This is a genomic window from Parabacteroides sp. KHUB-02, from assembly GCF_056640955.1.
Genome location: NZ_JBWQEV010000001.1, coordinates 67,815 through 85,714, shown reverse-complemented (window position 1 = coordinate 85,714; position 17,900 = coordinate 67,815). Strand labels below are relative to the sequence as shown.

17 protein-coding genes and 1 pseudogene are annotated in these 17,900 nt (G+C 48.3%); 8 read left to right on the top strand and 10 right to left on the bottom strand.

The genetic code is table 11. The features are described from left to right. Positions 1–21 precede the first annotated feature (21 nt). Positions 22–314 (top strand): annotated as a pseudogene (locus tag ACYIA1_RS00435) (helix-turn-helix domain-containing protein). Between the two features lie 56 nt (positions 315–370). Further along, positions 371–1,093 carry an NYN domain-containing protein gene (locus ACYIA1_RS00430; protein ID WP_195326244.1) on the top strand — a complete coding sequence of 241 codons (723 nt, stop codon included), beginning with the start codon at positions 371–373 and terminating at the stop codon, positions 1,091–1,093. A 22-nt stretch (positions 1,094–1,115) separates the two neighbouring features. On the opposite strand, the gene ACYIA1_RS00425 is transcribed toward ACYIA1_RS00430, so the two are convergent. The 10 genes from ACYIA1_RS00425 to ACYIA1_RS00380 all read right to left on the bottom strand — a co-directional run bounded on the left by ACYIA1_RS00425 (position 1,116) and on the right by ACYIA1_RS00380 (position 9,887). Then, complete coding sequence (locus tag ACYIA1_RS00425; protein WP_349216959.1) at positions 1,116–1,907, bottom strand: PRTRC system ThiF family protein; 792 nt, start codon at positions 1,905–1,907, stop codon at positions 1,116–1,118. Beyond that, positions 1,904–2,605, bottom strand: coding sequence for a prokaryotic E2 ligase family D protein (locus ACYIA1_RS00420; protein WP_044544729.1), 702 nt, complete (start codon positions 2,603–2,605; stop codon positions 1,904–1,906). The genes ACYIA1_RS00425 and ACYIA1_RS00420 overlap by 4 nt, the downstream gene beginning before the upstream one ends. 31 nt (positions 2,606–2,636) lie before the next feature. After that, entirely contained in the window at positions 2,637–3,764 is a 1,128-nt protein-coding gene (locus ACYIA1_RS00415; RefSeq protein WP_272059057.1) for a hypothetical protein, read from the bottom strand. 42 nt (positions 3,765–3,806) lie between these two features. After that, positions 3,807–4,028: a PRTRC system protein C gene (locus ACYIA1_RS00410; RefSeq protein ID WP_195326248.1), complete on the bottom strand. Its 222-nt coding sequence runs from the start codon at positions 4,026–4,028 to the stop codon at positions 3,807–3,809. 19 nt (positions 4,029–4,047) lie between these two features. Continuing rightward, positions 4,048–5,118 (bottom strand): PRTRC system protein E, encoded by a 1,071-nt coding sequence (locus tag ACYIA1_RS00405; RefSeq protein WP_349216963.1) that lies wholly within the window; start codon positions 5,116–5,118, stop codon positions 4,048–4,050. 20 nt (positions 5,119–5,138) lie between these two features. After that, positions 5,139–5,348 (bottom strand): hypothetical protein, encoded by a 210-nt coding sequence (locus ACYIA1_RS00400; RefSeq protein WP_007219029.1) that lies wholly within the window; start codon positions 5,346–5,348, stop codon positions 5,139–5,141. 19 nt (positions 5,349–5,367) lie between these two features. Then, entirely contained in the window at positions 5,368–5,580 is a 213-nt protein-coding gene (locus ACYIA1_RS00395; protein WP_005828779.1) for a hypothetical protein, read from the bottom strand. 311 nt (positions 5,581–5,891) lie between these two features. Then, positions 5,892–7,652 carry a DNA topoisomerase gene (locus ACYIA1_RS00390; RefSeq protein WP_480334002.1) on the bottom strand — a complete coding sequence of 587 codons (1,761 nt, stop codon included), beginning with the start codon at positions 7,650–7,652 and terminating at the stop codon, positions 5,892–5,894. A gap of 72 nt (positions 7,653–7,724) precedes the next feature. Then, complete coding sequence (locus tag ACYIA1_RS00385; protein ID WP_048316845.1) at positions 7,725–8,000, bottom strand: DUF4099 domain-containing protein; 276 nt, start codon at positions 7,998–8,000, stop codon at positions 7,725–7,727. A 54-nt stretch (positions 8,001–8,054) separates the two neighbouring features. After that, the gene (locus tag ACYIA1_RS00380; RefSeq protein ID WP_048316848.1) at positions 8,055–9,887 is read right to left on the bottom strand and encodes a DUF3945 domain-containing protein; all 1,833 of its coding nucleotides are present in this window, start codon (positions 9,885–9,887) and stop codon (positions 8,055–8,057) included. An 853-nt stretch (positions 9,888–10,740) separates the two neighbouring features. Between ACYIA1_RS00380 and ACYIA1_RS00375 the strand changes: the two genes are divergently transcribed. The 6 genes from ACYIA1_RS00375 (at position 10,741) to ACYIA1_RS00350 (ending at position 17,468) form a co-directional block, all read left to right on the top strand. After that, positions 10,741–11,964 (top strand): tyrosine-type recombinase/integrase, encoded by a 1,224-nt coding sequence (locus tag ACYIA1_RS00375; protein ID WP_005656940.1) that lies wholly within the window; start codon positions 10,741–10,743, stop codon positions 11,962–11,964. 493 nt (positions 11,965–12,457) lie between these two features. Beyond that, positions 12,458–13,009, top strand: coding sequence for a UpxY family transcription antiterminator (locus ACYIA1_RS00370; RefSeq protein WP_008675130.1), 552 nt, complete (start codon positions 12,458–12,460; stop codon positions 13,007–13,009). A 30-nt stretch (positions 13,010–13,039) separates the two neighbouring features. Continuing rightward, a complete protein-coding gene (locus tag ACYIA1_RS00365; protein WP_480333998.1) occupies positions 13,040–13,834 on the top strand; it encodes a polysaccharide biosynthesis/export family protein in 795 nt (264 codons plus the stop codon). A 42-nt stretch (positions 13,835–13,876) separates the two neighbouring features. After that, positions 13,877–16,255, top strand: coding sequence for a GumC family protein (locus ACYIA1_RS00360; protein ID WP_057088971.1), 2,379 nt, complete (start codon positions 13,877–13,879; stop codon positions 16,253–16,255). Positions 16,256–16,274: 19 nt separating this feature from the next. Next, positions 16,275–16,985 carry a tyrosine-protein phosphatase gene (locus ACYIA1_RS00355; RefSeq protein ID WP_008675134.1) on the top strand — a complete coding sequence of 237 codons (711 nt, stop codon included), beginning with the start codon at positions 16,275–16,277 and terminating at the stop codon, positions 16,983–16,985. Positions 16,986–17,096: 111 nt separating this feature from the next. Continuing rightward, positions 17,097–17,468 (top strand): hypothetical protein, encoded by a 372-nt coding sequence (locus tag ACYIA1_RS00350; protein ID WP_117699835.1) that lies wholly within the window; start codon positions 17,097–17,099, stop codon positions 17,466–17,468. The last annotated feature ends 432 nt before the right edge of the window (positions 17,469–17,900 follow it).

The window sequence follows — 17,900 nt, the reverse complement described above, 5'->3', positions numbered from 1 at the left end:
AAAATACAGGAGATACATGCCATGATGTATATAGATAATGAAGTGCTCGAGAAAATGATAATGACCATAGTGGAAGGATTTGACCGCATAGAGAAGAAACTGGATAGGATGGGCCGTGTGAAGGAGTTCTTGAACGGTGACGAGCTTCTGGACAACTATGACATAGCCAGGCTGCTCAACGTGTCGCTTCGGACCGTGGCCCGTTACCGGGAAAAGGACTGATCCGTTATTATCAGACGGATGAGAACGGCAAGAATTTCTACAGGAGTTCGGATATACAGGATTTTTTGCAGAAACGGGGAAAGAAAAACTGAACGGGGCAATGTGGATATGCGGAAGTTATGCTAACTTTGTCTTATAAACGATTGTTATGAAGACAAATACCAATTCAAAACATCTCATTGCGGTTCTGATTGACGGTGACAACGCGTCCTTTGAGAGGATGGAGGATATCATGGGCTTTGTTTCCCGTTATGGGGATGCCGTTATCAGACGGATATACGGTGACTGGACAAGGAAAGCTCTTTCCGGATGGAAGGAGACCGCCCGGGAATATGGGTTCAGGTTGGTGCAGGCCTCCTCCTATGCTTCAGGAAAGAACACTACGGATATCGCGTTGGTCATAGACGCCATGGACATTCTCCGTGACGGCCGGGTGGACTGTTTCTGTCTGGTCGCCAGTGACGGTGACTACAACCCGTTGGCGCAACGGATACGGGAGGCGGGATTGAAGGTTCTGGGATATGGGGAGGGCAAGACTCCCGTATCGCTGATACGTTCCTGTTCCGTATTCCTGTATGCCGACCGTAAGGAAAACAAGACCTTGGAGAACACTCCGGATTTTTTTATCCGAAGGGATATGGAGTTTTTTGACAAGGCTTTCCAGCAGGCGGCTGACGGCAAGGAGGAGGTCTCCCTTTCCCTGATAGGCGGCTCGTTGAAGAAAATGATGCCCAAATTCAAGGTCAAGAGATACGGATGCAAGACATTGGGCAAGCTCTATGAAAGGTTGGAACGGTACGAGCTGGTCATGACGGAAAAGGGAGTGGCGAGTGCCGTACGGATGAAAGGTCGGACCGTACGGCAGGAATGACCGGGAATAAATCCACGTCCGTTTATACCGGAATGGGATTTACCCGTAGCGTGTCAAGGTTGAGATAGGCCCCCCGGTAGAATGTCCTCCCTTCTCTGAACATGCGCCAGAGGATGTCGCAACCGATTTGTGCCAGCATGGAGTTGATGAACAGGTCCTGCTTGCGCAACGCCTCCATGAGTGAGCAACTCGGGCCTGAGTCCTCCTCCCGGATGGTGGAGTAGCTGACCTCCTCGGTGATGACATTCATCCTGGGCATGGGAAGGTATTCGCTGGATGCAGGCTGGCTTATTTTGCTCCGGATATTGCCTACCAGGACTTGCCCGGTGGTTTGGGCGTTCCCGAAATCCATCCAGTATATCGGCGCTTTCTCATCGTTATTTTTATATTCCCTGTATTTCTTCAGGAACCGCCACAGATCGAGCCGGGAACGGGTGTTGTCCGTACAGGTGATGATGATGTTCGCCAGCGGGACGTTTTTATCCCTTTCTTTGGTTATGATCGGATAGCGGCATTCCCTGGCCTCCCACGCGTAACCGAAAAAACGGTTGACGCGGGTGACAAGCGCCGTCGCCTTGTTCAACCCCAGTTCCGTCTCGCTGAACAGCTGGCGGCCGATGTTTGCTTCCGTGACAGTGTCGGGGTCGAAAGCCGTCAGGTGCAGCCCCGGATGTCCCAGAGCCTGTAATGCCACGCTCATGCGTGCCAGGCTGGTTATTACCTGCGATCCGGTTCCACCCGCCCCAGCTACTAGGACGGTTACGGGGTGATAGGGACTGAGCAGGTACTTGTCTGTGAAATGGATCTTTCTCATGGCAGGATGTCTTTCAATCGTTTGTTGATCGGTTGGAGTTCGTCGTTGTCGAACGGCTGTTCACGCATCCGCTCAGTAACCAGGACCAGATTGTTTCTTGTCGGGTTCTTCCCTCCTCCAAGATGGGAAAATTCACTGAGCCAAAAACGTTTCTCCCAATATTCCAACAGGGTGTGAAAATCCAGGCTCTCCGGTTTCTCCAGTGTGGAGTTTCCCAGGCATACGCTTCCACCGGTCACGTTGAAAAAAGGGGCCAGATAGAGTGGTGTCCTCCCGTCCGGTTTTTTCCCCTTGTAGGCGAAGATGTCCATCCTTTCATTTTTAATGATATAAATGACTCCCGGCACGTGGAACATTCCATCCCCGATGTTCAGGTCGTTCTTGAAAAACATCCGCCGTTTTCCCGGCGGATTATACCACACATAGCTTTCATGCCCCCTGCGGGTATCGCACCACAGCATGTTGGGTGGCAGCCACCCGTGCGGGATACGCCGGTTCCCGTCCGAATAGGATTCCACCAGGGAGTCCATGAATTCATATGTAACCGGAATGCCGGCTTCCATTCTTCCCTTTTTGTTGATAGGGCGTAGTTCCAGGTAGTGACTTCCGCTTGCGTAGTGACCTTCCTGGTACTCATAGGCGATCAGCGCCGCTTTGGGCACCATTATCTCTTGCAGTTGCTTGGTAAGTTCGTTCATATCCTGTATTTTTTTGTTTTCGTTTCTTTATTTATTGGGAAACGGGCACTTTAAAATGCCTGTTTATGCATTGCGTGAACCGTTCCATCCATCCGGACAGTCTCTCCGGATAGTCGTCCATCCGGAACAGTCTGTCCGTCTCAGGTGTCAGATACATGCTTGTGACCGGGGTGATGGCATACGTCTCCCGGTAGTCCGAGTTGAAATAGCATTCCATGTTCTCCGTGAGGGCGTCATTGTTGGAATATGCCAGCATGATCTGACAGTCCAGGTCGATCGGGGGGAAATCCGGTGATCTTTCATACGCCCAGTCGTAACCGTATTGCATGATGCACGGATTTCCTGGGGTAATCAGTCCCATCCCTTCCCGTATCAGTTCCAAAAGCTCCCGTTCCTCCTTCACTGCCGCCCGGTATTTCCGAACCTTTTCTTCCAGATCGGTACAGAACGGTTTCCCTTCCATTCGTTTAAGTGTTTTTGCGATTTTCCCGGATTGATAGGATTCCGCCAGGCGTTTGTATTTACGGATTGTCTGAGGGGAAGCCTCGGGATCGCGGTTCTTCCAGTCATCCAGTTCCTCCACCGCCAGCTCATAATACCATGTTTCCGTGACGGCGTTCAACCCGTGGTAACGTACGAACTGCCGTATGAATTCCCGGACGATACGCCGTAACGGAACAGGAAGGCTCTCCGTGAAATCGACGGGTAGCCAGAACAGGGTATGGTCCGGCCAGTCATGGAACCTGTACAGGCAGAAATGGAGCCTCCCGGCCCTTTCCTCCAGATTGACATGTTCCGGCAAGGTCTCGTCCAGGGCCTTGTACAAGGCGGTGATGTTGATGCGGGGACCGCTCCCTTTCCTCGCGCGGAAAGGGAGTCTGACATTCATGAGATCGGCATATCGCAGGGCGGACCGGTATAGATAGTCAAAGTTTTCGGACGTGGTCAGGTTGATGCATGCCCCTCCCATTTCGTCCTCCACCAGATAGTCCTCCGCGATGGGGATGAATCTGCTTGTCAGAAAAGCGTTACGCTCCCCGGTGGCGGCAGTCTTCTTTTTTCCCGGCCCATCGTACCCCGTCCGATGTACGAGAGGTCGGCGGCCCTGATGATCAATACGGCCAGTCCCGCCATTTGTGATTCTGATAGCGTTTTGCATGTATCCTCCTTTTTTTTGATGGAAATTCTCTTTGCCATATATCTACCCTTTTGTTCCGATGGTCGTCTTGAACCGGTAGACCACGCTGTCATCCTCGCATTCCGGACCGTGTACGCTCGCCGTGGTCAGTTCTGGATAGGTCATGGAATAGAAATCCATCACCTCGTTCGGGGACAGGCTGTCGTCCGGATCGGCCAGTTCTATTTCCGACGAGCCTTTCCTGAATTTGAAAACTCTCTGCAATCCTTTAATTTCTAGTGCCATAATTGTATTTTTATAGGGGTTAACAACATATCATTTCCATTTGTGCCTCGTCTTTCATGCGGTATTCCTCCGGGAAGTCGAGATATTCCGCGTAAGGGTCCTCACGCAGGAGCTCCCTGTCATGCTCGTCGTCCTTGTCGAAGCCGTACTGTCCCATGTCCTGCGCTCGTGCCCCGTATTCGTTTTCCCCTTTGTTATCGGGAACGGTTTGCGTGGAAGCCGTTTGCGGTTGCGAAAGGACGGGTTGCAGCCATTGACCGTCGTATACCTGTGATTGCGGCATCTGTACCGGCTGGTGGAATTGTATGGTCTGCGGTCGGTTCACGGGCTGCTGACAGTCGGCCGGTGTACCATCCGCTCCTGGTCGTGAAGCCGCCTGTCCGTGTGGAACCTGTTGTGGTCGCGTGCCTTGTACCGACCGCGAAATCTGGTGGGGAGATTGGCGGGACGGTTGTTCGGGTGCGAACATCCGTATCTGTTCCCCTCCCTGATATCGGGGGGCATGACCGGGTACCGGTTGCGGCGCCACCGGTTGGATAACCTGCGCGGGCTGTGGTTCCGGCATTACCGGTTCCGCTCCGAAGAGACTGCCCTCGGACGCTTTTTTCTGTACCTCCGCTATCTTCACGTCAATCTCCTTCTGCTTGTCCGGCATGGCCAGCCGTTTTGCCTGTCTGAGCCAGGTCAACGCCTCGGAATAGCGTTTGCCGCCTGTGGCGTCCTCCGCCTTTTTAAGCAGCTTTTCCATCTTCTCCCGTTTCTCGCATACCTCTTTTGATTCCTTCTCAGCTACGGACTTGGCCGCCTTGCTTTGTGATACGGCCTGTTCCGCTTGTTTCTCGAATGTTTCCAGGTTGGTAAGGATGCCCTGCGCCTTCTGTACGGGCGCGGCGATCGCTCCCAGGAATTCCATGTCCAGCTCTTCCGGGGTACCGTTCAATACCAGCGGGACGATTTGTTCCCCGGCCTCGTCTTTCAGTCCCGCACGCCGGGGCATGACGGCCACGGTCAGTTTGTCATTCACTTGTCTGATGTTGATACTCAGGTCTGTGCCTGCCGTAATCATTCGGTTGATCGTTTGAAAAAACATAATGGTAAAATATTTGTAAGTTATACATAAGTTTCTTGGAAAAACTCTTTCAGGAGTCTCTGCCTGTCGGGATTGGACGCGATGTCCTTTAATGGCTCCAGGTAGTGGCCTATTGTTTTCGGTTCGTCCAATATGCAGGGGAACCGTTTTTTGACAGGTTTTATGCGCTTTGTGACGGGCCATGCGACCGGCATGACCGGGGCTGAGGGGGTGGATGTCGCGGTTCTCATGTTTTTTGTATTTTAGGAGTTATGCAAGCATGCCCATGACGGACAGGATAAGGATGACTTTTATCACAAGGAGGAATGCCCTGAAGAGGAATCCTATGATTGTTCCCGATAAAAGGAACAGGACGATCAGGTACACGGGAATGATTCCCTTGCTGTAGAGCAGGCATATTCCCGTAAGCAGGACCAGTGAGACCACTCGCTTGCAGATGTTTTCGATGAGTCGCAGTTTCATATCTTTAAATTTTTAAGAATGAATAATCCCATCGGGATATGTTTTCCCGATTTTATAGGCCTCCGGCCCTTGGATTGCCTTTTTGCGCAAGGCTTGGCAAAAGAAAATACCGCAGCGTAGCGAGGATGATTTTCTTTTGACCAACCAAGCCCCCAAAGGGGGCCGCCTTGCGGCAAAAACGAGGCAATCCAAGACCTTTGCCGGTTAAAAGCGGAAAAACTATCCAATCTCCCATGAAAAAAGGAGTACGGCATTGAAAGCCTGTACTCCCTGCTCTTTTGAGAATCGTCCCGTGCCGGTGGCGTAATATTCTACGGGTTGTTTTTAGCCTGATAGATCCGGAATATCTCACCGGTCACCTCCTTCACCTGTTCCAGTACCCCTCCCAGGAACTCCTCTTGCGTGAGTTTTCCCTGTTCTATCCGTGCCACTTCCGCTTCCCATCCGGAAGTGAGGGAGGTGTCGGCCACTTTCATCCCACGTACCGTTTCATAGAAGAAAAGCCCTTTTGGGGTGGGGATGACATATTTGCCTGAATAGCGGATATATTTACGCTCCAGCAGTGTGCGGATGATATTGGTACGCGTGGAGACGGTCCCTAATCCGCTCCGGTCCATATAGCCGACCAGCTCCTCATCCGTATAGGGGGATACCGGAAGTGTTCTCTTGCGGACGATATTGCATCCGCTTACCGGTACCGGCTCTCCCGGGGAGAAATCCGGTAGTGCGGAACAGGGCATCCCCCCCCTTGCGATAAGATGTTCCCGCCCGAAGATGCTGAGCCACCCCTTTTTCAGGACGCGGTACGTTTGGACGCTGAACTTCCGTGCGGCACATACTACGTCGATGGTCGTATATTCCACCCGGCAGGATGGCATGAAGGCTTCGAGTGTCCTGCCGAGAATGAGCGTATAGACCAGTTGTTCCTCCTTGTTCAATGTTCCGGGGGGCATGCCGGTGACAATGATCGCGTGGTGATCTGTCGTCTCCTGTGCGCTGATGTCGCTTGGCGGCGCGGCAAAGTCCGTCATTTTGGCGTATTGGCGGAATTCCTTGCGGGAAAGAATCTTTTCCATGACAGCGGGCAACGTGTCATATACGTCCCTTGTCAGCAGGCGGCTGGCGGTACGCGGATAGGAGATCAGTTTCTTTTCGTACAGGCCTTGGGTGATATCCTGTACCTGTATGGCTGTTAGGTTGTGGTAACGGTTCGCGTCCTTCTGAAGTTCGGTCAGGTTGTAGGGAGCCGGTGCCCGGATGTCCTCGCTCTCGCGGCTGACCGTCGCGATACGTGCGTTCCGTACCGCCTTGCAGTCACCGTACAGTTCTGACGCGTACCGGTACTCCTGAAAATCTTCCGTGTGGCGCAGTTTTATGATTTGTCGGTCCTTGCAGAGACTGACGAATACCGGCCAGCTGTCGGCTGGCAGGAAATTCTCCCTCTCCCGGTACCGTCTGCATATCTCCGCCAGTACGGGGGTCTGTACCCTGCCCAGCGAATTGTTCCCGAAGCCTACCGCCTTACAGATGGCATAGCTTGAATTGACCCCCAGGAGCCAGTCCGCCCGGTTACGGCTGTCCGCCGCCAGGAACAGGTTGTCGAACCGGTCACATGGAAGGAGGTTCGCCATGCCTTCCGTGATGGCCTCGTCCGTCAGAGACGAGATCCAGAGGCGGAAACAGGGTTGTTTGCACTCCAGAAAGCCGTAAAGATGACGGAACAGCATCTCTCCTTCCCGGGAAGCGTCGGTTGCCGCGATGATGGTGTTACACGCGTTGAGTACCTTGGCTATTATCTTCAATTGGAGGAGCGCGTTGATGTCGGGATTCCATCCGGTATCCGTCTTCACGTGCCTTACTGTCAGGAAGGAAGGCGGCAGCAGGGGAAAGTCTTTCCATTCCACACGGGCTGTCCCTGAATCCTTCGGCATTGCAAGGGAAAGCATGTTGCCATATGTCCATGTCACCATGTAGCCGTTCCCGGTCATATAGCCGTTCTCTTTTCTGTCGGCTCCCAACACTCTTGCTATCTCTCTGCCCACGTTGGGCCTGTCAGTCACTATTGCGATCATATTCTTCTTTTTTGATGTCCCGTACCGGATTGGGCGGTACGGGGGATAGGTTAAACTTGTTTTATTTTTTTGTTATTTCTTTGAAGGTTCCTCCTGGCGGAGGCCGTTGATTTCCATGATTGGCTTGTTGTTGTCACCGGGTACCAGTTTGAGTGTGGCGTCCATGGTCAGGCTGATAACCGGGGTACAAAGTCTCAACGGGATGATTTCCGACTCCTTGCCTTGCAACAACAGGTCGAGGCTGCCGTCCGCTTCCAGTTGTTCCTTGCCGATACCCACGGCTTTCAGAGCGGTCCAGTCAATATCTTTTATATTATAAATATAAGGGATGTTCCGATTCGTATTCATACGGTTTGGGGATTTGATGTTTGTAAAACTGATTTTGTCTCTCTCCGATCGGGGTTATACCGCTTGTTTTGCCCCTTTCTTTTGTTCCTGCTGCTGGCCTTGGGCGGTATCCGCCTGTGCCGCCTGACGGGAAGTGTCCCTGCGGATATCCGGATTCTCCTGGAAATACTGCAACTGTCCGGAATAAGGGTTTACTTTCAGGTAGGAGCTGAACGTTTGCCCGTTGTTTTTCAACCCTTCGACAAGGAGGGTCTTCCCGTCCTGGAGGTTCGCCTTTTCCTGCGCCGTGAACACATGGCCGTAAACTTCCGCCGGGATACGTGGTGCCTGCTGCTCGTTGAATCCATCCGGCGTGCGTGAGTACATCGTCCTGCCGGTATTCATGTCCAGCTTCACAAACGCGGAGAATTCCTCTCCCTTACGGTTGATCATGTTTTCCAGATAGACGGCCTGCCCCTTGCGCAGGACCTCCTTGTCCTCGGCTGTCAGCTGCACGTTGCAGATTTCCTTTGGAATATAGATTTCTCCGGTTTCCGGATTATGGCGGGTGTAATTCGGCCGTCCTGTCGTCTGGTCTATCGTGACAAACGCGGAGAAAGCCCCGTCCCTGTTCTTGAACTTCATGTCCTCGACCAGGATGGTATGTCCCTCGCTGAGCATCTTTATCTGGGTAGGCGAGAGCGGTACGCCTCCGATGGACTTCTCGTTGAATACCTGATTCTTCGGGAAGATGAACTCCAGCCCCCTGCGCTCGGCACTGTATTGGAGCGTGGCGTCAAACTCCTTTCCCGCCTTGGAGGTCATCCCCTCCACCTTGACGGGTTGTCCCTCCTTCAGCAGTCTGATCTCCTCGTCCGTAAGTCTTACCCCGCTCACTTCCTGCGGAATGTAGACATGTTCCTGCCGGACGGCGACCAGCTCGTTGGTGTTCTTGTCGATGGAGATCAGGCAGGGGGTGTACTCGCTTCCACGCAGGTTGAGTTCCACCGCACGTCCCATGTTGCCGGTCTCACGCAGGTTCTTCTTGTCCTCCTCACTAAAGTTGAACCCGAAATAAGGGCGTTCCAACTGCGGCTCCTTGCGTATGCCGTGAACGGCCAGCCCCACCTGCCCGTTCTCTTGCGGTATGAGCGAGAGCCTCGCGTCCAGTTTGGCTGTCAGCACGCCGGGAATGTTAAGTGTCAGCGGCACCAGCTTGTTGGTCTTGTAACCTCTCAGCATGGAGTCAAGGAGTCCTTGCTGTTCGAGTGTCGCCTTTGAGATACCGATCTTGTCCAATCCCTCCCAGTCGATCATGTTCTCATTGTAACGATAGCGCGGGCCTTGCGGCTCTTGCGGCACCTGCTGTGCCTGCGGTTGTTGTTGCTGTGATGCCTGTTGTACCTCACTCTGTTGCAGGGGTTCCTGCGGTTGCGTTTCTTTTTTTGCCATGGCTGTTTCTTGTTTATTCATGTTTTGTTCCTCCTTGTTCTCTCTCGGACGGATCTCGTAGCGTTTGAGGAACTCCTTCACTGCGTCCGTCTTTTTCCCTTCCGCCAGGTCTTGGATCGCCTGCTTGTTCACCTTGTAGTCGTGGAAGGTCATGCGGAGCAGGCGGAAATGGGTAGGTTCCTTGAGCTGGCTCCAGAAATTCTTGATGAAGTTTTCGAGTATGCTCGAGTTCTTGTCAAATTTCAGGAATGAGTTTTCATTCTTCTCGTCCGCTGGAACCGTCTTGACCTTCCCGTCCTTGTCGATCTCGCTGACCACTTGTACACCGGCTTTCGGATCGCTCTTGTTATGAATCATCATCAGCTCGGTGATCTGTTCCACCAAAGGGGCATCGTTCATGACCTTCGGTTTCCGGGGCCGTCCAGGCTTCTCGTTTGGGCTCTTTTCTTGTGCCATACCTTTTCTTTTGGGGGTTAATAAATTGCTTTGACACTTCAAAAATATGGGCTAAATCCGAATAAAACACTGATTTTCAAAAAGGTGTCATCAGATGTCATCAGATGTCGTCAAATGTCCGAAAGACTAGTTTTCCGTGAGAGAAACATGCCGTGAAAACAAGGATATGGTATGCGGAGGAAGGGCGAAGAAGCCGGCACGGGCGCAAAGGGAGGATTATGCAGAGCAGAGGGAGCTGAAGTCCCTGTCTTCTCATGGGGCGGCGTTTTTTTCATAAGACATTGCAGGTCTGCCCATATATCCCGTACTTCCTGCCGAATTTATTAGGGATATAAAGGAGGCCCTCCTTTTTTCATCAATGACACGGTCATGCGTTGCGTCGGTCGCAGTGAGTCCCTATAATCTTTCCCGAAATCAAAACCATTGTCCGGGCGTTTGTTTCCATGTGTATTTTCCGCGACTTGTCGCAAGGAAAATACTCATGGAAAGCGAAGCCGGAACGCCCGTGACAATACGGTTTTGATTTATCTTTGATTATAGGGAACTCGCTGGTATCCGTCTGTTTTTCACGAATTTCCCAGAAAACATATACTGTCTTGTTGTTTATGCGATATAAATATTTCTAGACTTGTTCCACGGAAAAAACGTCGCTTTTCATTTTCGGACTTTGATTCTTTACGAGGCTATTCGGACTGTCTTTCAAGAAGATTTACAGAGTTTGGCATCGGCATCAGGTGATATTCGGTGTTCCAAGTGGAGAAGCGGAATCCATGACTAAATATTTTCTTCCTTCAACAATATAGCCCACGGGTTGTATCTATGTACCTATTATTCATCATAAAACAGACTATATATGGCTACCATTAAATTAAAATTCCGTCCGTCGACGGTACAGGGTAAGGCCGGCACGCTCTGTTACCAGCTTTGCCACCGTCAGGAGAACAGGCAGATTACCACCGACATGAGGATATTTCCCGAGTGGTGGAATGAGACGAAACGTGAGCTTGTCGCTGTCCCCGGCAATGAGAGGGTCCTGACCGCCTACCGGAAACGGGCGGAAAAGGAGATGCGTGACATCCGTGAGATTATCCGCGAGCTGGACTGTAGCGGAGAAACATACACCTTGTCGGAAATACTCAACCGCTATCGCTCCCTGCCTTCCGAGCCCGGTTTCCTGTACTACATGAAAAAAGAGATGGAAACGCTTTGGGAGAATGGCCAATACGGCACCTCTCGTAATTACCGGCGTGCACTGAACAGCTTTTCCGCTTTCCTGGACGGTGACGACATTCCTTTTTCATCGTTGGATTCCGCCCTAGCGTGTCGGTATGAGTCATGGTTGTGGCAACAAAAGGTAGCGAGAAACAGCAGCTCGTTCTATATGCGGATTCTGCGTGCCGTCTATAACAAGGCCGTAAAGCAAGGTCTTGCGGTGCAGACCTTTCCGTTTCGTGAGGTTTATACAGGAGTGGCTCGCACATCGAAGCGTGCCGTGGATGAGGAAACCATTCGGAAGTTACAGCGGCTTGACCTATCCGGATCACCGGCTCTGGCACTTTCAAGAGATATGTTCGTGTTCAGCTATTGCGCCCGTGGGATGGCGTTTGTGGATATGGCCTATTTGAAAAAAGAGGATGTAGGTGGAGGACGAATCACCTATTATCGTCATAAGACCGGGCAATACCTGACACTCCGCATAGAGCCGTGTATGGTAACGATATTGGAACGGTATGGGCGGACTTGTCCGGAAAGTCCATATCTTTTCCCCATCCTTACCGATGAACAGCCGGAGCTGGCTTACCGTCAATATCGGACCGGATTGAACTACCATAACCGAAAGTTGAAACGGTTGGGCAAATTGCTCGGCGAACCATTACCTTTGTCCTCATATACGCCACGCCACAGCTGGGCTACCGCCGCACGCAACCACGACGTACCGATTGCCGTCATCAGTGCGGGGATGGGACACAGCAGCGAAAGGACTACGCTTATTTACTTGGATTCTTTGGACAATGCCATAATAGATAATGCGAACGAGAAGATTTTGAAGGGTTTGAACGATACCATTTCTATGTAAGAGAGGGTAAAAACACACTGCAAAGGTAATGATTCTCAGTAAAACTGAAAAGTAAAATAAACGTTTTTATTTCCTTATTTTACCCCCCCCATTTACAAACAGTTGATTATCAATAATTTATATTACTAATTTAATATGAATCAAAATAGTGCCGTAATAAGAATATAAAATAAAAGGAGAACGTTGCATTTTCCATTCGAGCGTATTTTCGAGTCTAAAACTGAGCAAACCGAGCAAAAATGTACTTTTATAGCAATGTATATTCTTGATTATCAGCAAAAACAACATGTGTACCCTCTCTTACATAGAAACGGTACGAATACGGGGGTTACGGTATCCGCTCACTGTAGTCAGGAGCGGCCCGCATTCCGGAAGTCCTATGAAGGAAAAAACCGGATTAACCTTGATTGCTGTATCTTCCTTATTTGAAAAAGCGGAAGGTGCAGGAATGGAAATTATATCCTTTTTATCAACCCGGTAACATTACTTTTCGTTGAACATAGAAACACACACACACGAACATTGGTTCGCCCTAAAAGTATTTTATAACAAAGTTTTCGAGATTGAGGATATATTGAAAAAAGACAAGATCGAGACTTACATTCCTTGTGAGGAAACCTTGATGGAACGTAACGGCATAAAGAAGAAACTCCGTCGTCCGGTCATTAATTCGCTTATGTTCTTCCGTTCAACCGTTTGTCGTGCTTTGGAGGTGCAGCGACAATTCACGAATAAGGTGATCTTATATACAAGGCAGGAGGGATTGAGAAAGCTTCCTCTCGCCATTCCCGAGCGGGAAATGGATGTCTTCATGCTGGTCACTTCGTCCGGCGAGCAAGGGATGGAATATTTCGGGGAGGACAATCCCAAGTTTTACAAGGGAGAACGTGTACGGGTTATTGACGGGAAGTTCAAGGGAGCGGAAGGGGTTATCTGCCGGATTAGGAAGAATAGCCGCCTAGTGGTCACCGTCCAAGGCGTATGTGCCGTAGCCACCTCCTATATTCCGCAGGCTTTTCTGATGAAATTGCAAAAGTCAGAGTGAAATGAAAATAAACTGTACAGTAAAATAAAAATGAAAAAGCGATTTTTGACTCTTCTTCTCGGGATTGTGTTGCTCACGTCTTGCAACACATCGAAGGAAATTATTTACTTTCAAGACATTGTGGTTAACCAACCTGAGACGATTTCCGGAGCGCGGGACATTACCGTACAACCGAAAGACCAAATCTCCATTATGGTGTCCAGCAAAGATCCGCAATTGGCGGCCTTGTTTAATCTGACACGGGTACAATACCGTGCTGGTTCTACTGATTTGCGTACCGGCAGCAATAATGGAGAAATATCCGGCTATACGTTGGATGATAAGGGAGACATTGATTTTCCGATTATCGGAACATTGCATATTGCCGGCATGACTAAGAGTCAGATTGCCGCCTTGGTAAAGAAAAAACTAATGGAAGAGAATCTGGTAAACGACCCGGTGGTCACGGTTGAGTTTATGAACCTTTATTTCTCTGTGTTGGGCGAGGTGAAAACTCCGGGCAAATATGCCATTACGAAAGATCAGATCACCCTTTTGGAAGCCATCAGCATGGCGGGTGACCTGAGCATCTACGGAAAGCGAGATGCGATATTTGTCATCCGTGAAGAAAACGGCGAGCGTGTAACCCATTGGGTGGATATCCGCTCGAAAGATCTGTTTAATTCACCGGTATATTACCTCAAACAGAATGATGTGGTGTATGTACAGCCCAACAAGGTGCGTGCCGGACAAAGCACCATTAATGAGAACAGTGTGAAATCGGTATCGTTGTGGATCAGTATCGGTTCGTTCCTATCCTCGCTGGGTGTTTTGTTGTTCAAGTAATGTTGTTAGATATTATTTCATAAGCTATTAAAGAGAGCCAAAATGATAAAGAATAGAACGAACGCAGGCAAACCTGCCGATAACTTTATACGGATACAAGATTTATGGGGTATGTTTATCCCGAAATGGTATTGGTTTGCCCTTTCCTTATTCGTTGCGTTGGCAACGGCATCATTATATTTGTTGAGTACCCCTAATATCTATACCCGGACGGCTGTCATTTTGATTAAGGATGACTCTAAGAACAATTCTTCGGCAAGTGCCATGAATGAGTTTGCAGATATGGGCATTTTTAAATCAAACACCAATATCAACAACGAACTGCTCACCTTGAAATCCCCTACGCTGATGACAGAGGTGGTGAAGCGTTTGGGGCTAAATGAGATATATACTATTCGTAGAGGCTTGAAAAGAATAGAACTGTATAAATCAAGCCCGATATTGGTGACTTACCTTGTTGATAATAAAAAAAATGTAAGTTTTGATATAGAAGTTGACACGCAAAACAAGTTTTATCTTTCAAACTTTATCGTTGCAGGAAAAGAAACAGGGGAACGGTTTGAAGGAAATATCGGAGACTCCATTCAAACATCTGCAGGGACATTGGCTATCAGCTTAACCTCTCAATATGAGAATTCTTTTACAGGTAGCACTATTCAATATAGTAAAGAACCGGCTGATGCGGTGGCTGATAGTTATACGCAAAAATTGAGAGCTGACTTAGGCAATGAAAATGCCACCATTATTAATTTGAGCATCGATGATGCTTCCGTACAAAAGGCAGAAGATATATTAAATACACTGATTGAGGTTTATAACGAAAAATGGATCCAGGACAAGAACCAGATAGCTGTAAGTACCTCACGGTTTATCGGTGAACGTTTGGGCGTGATTGAAAACGAATTGGGTCATGTGGATGAGAATATCTCCAACTACAAGAGTGAACATCTTTTACCTGATGTTCAAGCGGCCTCCAGTCTGTATATGAGCCAGTCGGCTGAGAATAAAAAAGAAATTCAGACACTCACCAACCAGCTTACCACGGCCCAGTATATTCGTCGCGAACTGAACAGCAAGGATATGAACCAGCCATTGCCGACCAACTCCGGTATAGCTAACGTAAATATCGAAAGTCAAATTGGTGAATACAACAAGATGGTGTTGGATCGTAACCGGTTGATAGCTAACAGTAGTGAGAAGAACCCATTGGTGAAAGATTTAGGGAACTCAATGCAGAGTATGAAACGTACGATTCTTCAATCGGTTGATAATCTGATTGTATCGTTGAATACCCAGATACGCAGTATTCGCCAACAGGAAGCAACTACAACTCAACAGTTAGCTTCTAATCCGAGTCAGGCCAAATACTTGTTATCGGTAGAACGCCAACAAAAAGTAAAGGAAGAGTTGTACCTGTATCTGCTCCAGAAACGTGAAGAGAACGAACTGTCACAAGCATTTACCGCTTATAATACGCGAATGATTACAGCTCCACGTGGCAGTGCCTTACCAACGGCACCGAATAAGAAAAACATTTTGTTGGTGGCTCTTGTTCTCGGACTTTTAGTACCGGCTGTGATTATCTTTATGCAAGAGAATATGAACACCAAAGTTCGGGGTAAAAAAGATTTGGAAAACCTGAGTGTGCCCTGTTTAGGTGAAATACCGTTATATCTCAGTAACAAGAAAAAAAATAACAAATCTCCGGAACATGTGATTGTGGTGGAAGAGAGTAACCGAAACATTATCAACGAAGCTTTTCGTGTGCTCCGCTCCAACGTGGACTTTATAAAAAACAAGAACACCCAGCAGAAGGTATTTGTAGTAACCTCCTTTAATCCGGGTAGCGGAAAGAGTTTCTTGTCCATGAACATCGCCATGAGTTTTGCCATTAAAGGGAAAAAAGTGTTGGTGATAGACGGGGATTTGCGACATGGAACAGTTTCGGCTTATGTCGGGTCGCCTAAAAAGGGGTTAAGTGACTACTTGGGATACGAGGAAACCAGTTGGAATGAATTGCTTATAACGGATAAAAAATATCCTAATCTGCATACCATTCCGGTAGGAACCATTCCTCCCAACCCGACGGAATTGTTGGAGGATAAAAGTTTGGCAACCTTGATACAAGCCTTACGCAACGAGTATGACTATATTTTTATTGATTGTCCGCCGATTGATATTGTGGCAGATGCACAGATAATCGAGCAATATGCCGATCGGACATTCTTTGTTGTACGTGCGGGATTGTTGGATCGCTCGCTGTTGTCTGAATTGGAAAACATTTATCAAGAAAAGCGTTTCAAGAATCTTTCAATAATTTTGAATGGCACGGAAAGCACCGGTGGACGCTATAGTTACCGCTATGGTTATAGTTATGGTTACCACAACGGGTATGCCTCTTATTGTAGAGATAAAAAATGATATAAAATTGTAAGTTGAAATGTGGTTCTTTAAATCTTCTGTTCCTATAGCCGATAGCGGTATCCTGCATGGGATGACTGATTGCCATAGTCACTTGTTGCCCGGTGTTGACGATGGGGTAAAAACAGAAGAAGAAACATGGAGAATTTTAGATGAGATGGAACGGCAAGGAGTGCGGAAAGTATGGCTTACCCCTCATATCATGGAAGACATGCCCAATGAAACCGCTGCATTACAACAAAAATTCTTGCGCTTAAAGCAAAAGTATCAAGGGAAGGTGGAATTGGCTTTGGCTGCGGAATATATGTTGGATAACCTTTTTGAGGAACGGTTGGAAAAGGATGATCTGTTACCCCTTGAGGAAGGAAAACGTTATCTGTTAGTGGAAACTTCTTATTTCAGTCCACCAATGGGGCTACTGTCTATTTTGCAACGCACCCAAAAAAAAGGTTATTATCCATTGTTGGCCCATCCGGAACGGTATGAATACATGCAGAAGAAAGATTATAAGATATTGAAGGAAGAACATATCTCCTTTCAACTCAATGTGCCCTCGTTGATCGGGAGATACGGCAGACATGTGCAAGAAAAGGCCGAAGTCTTACTGAAAGCCGGAATGTATGACCGTACCGGTTGTGACATCCATTCCATAGGCTGTTACAAGACATTGGTCGCTTCGGCAGTAAAATCGGAAGTCATTGGAACCTTACAAAAACAAAGTGATCAATGATTGCAAATTTTGCATTAACGAAACTTGTAATCCGAAAGGATGACCGCTGAAACAAGAACGTACTGCGCATCTTGAAACAAGGAGAACAATATCAGTTCAATGGCTATGGTGATGAGCACAGTGCACTTGAAAGGGATTTCACATGACAAAGTCGTACTTGAATATTTGAAAAGCAATAAAGCGGAAGCTCTGGAGATCTACTTTGACGCACCCGGAAACAATCTTTTGAGAGAAAATCATGAAAAGTGTTTCCACATTACTCCATTGTATTCCGCATTCAAGGATGTAACGGAAGAAATTATCTGGAAACGCAAGGCATGGGATAAGACCTATATGAAGATGATGAAAAATCAATACAATGGGATGACCATAACTCCTTCCCTTCAGAAACGTATCATTTTTGGTTTTCTGGAGAATGACATTCATCTACGTCCGTTGACTAAATTGCAACAAGACTTGTACAATCAACAGGATTTGGTATAAACCTTAATTTAAGTAAATTTCGCAAATATATTTTATGAATATTCAACTTATTAGGGAAACCGAAAGTCAAAATGACGGTTCTAACATCAACTTATATTGGAATAAACAGATCGGTGCATGGTGTGCATATGGCTACTCAGCATATGGTTTACGCCTTTTTGATAAACGACAAGGCTACATGAATTTGCGTAGTTACTCAGACTGCCTTCAGATGCCATGTACGGTTACATCCGGAGAATCCCTTGGCTTATTGCTGCAATACTCAGTTGAGATAGGTTCACAAACAGCAACTTCTATAAAATTGAAAATGGCAGATACAATAAATTTCAATGCTTATCAGATGTGGTTGCATAAGTTGAAAGGGAGCTCGAATGATGACGCAATAATTGTCACCACACATGTCAGCCAATATGTGCCACGGGACAGTTTTAT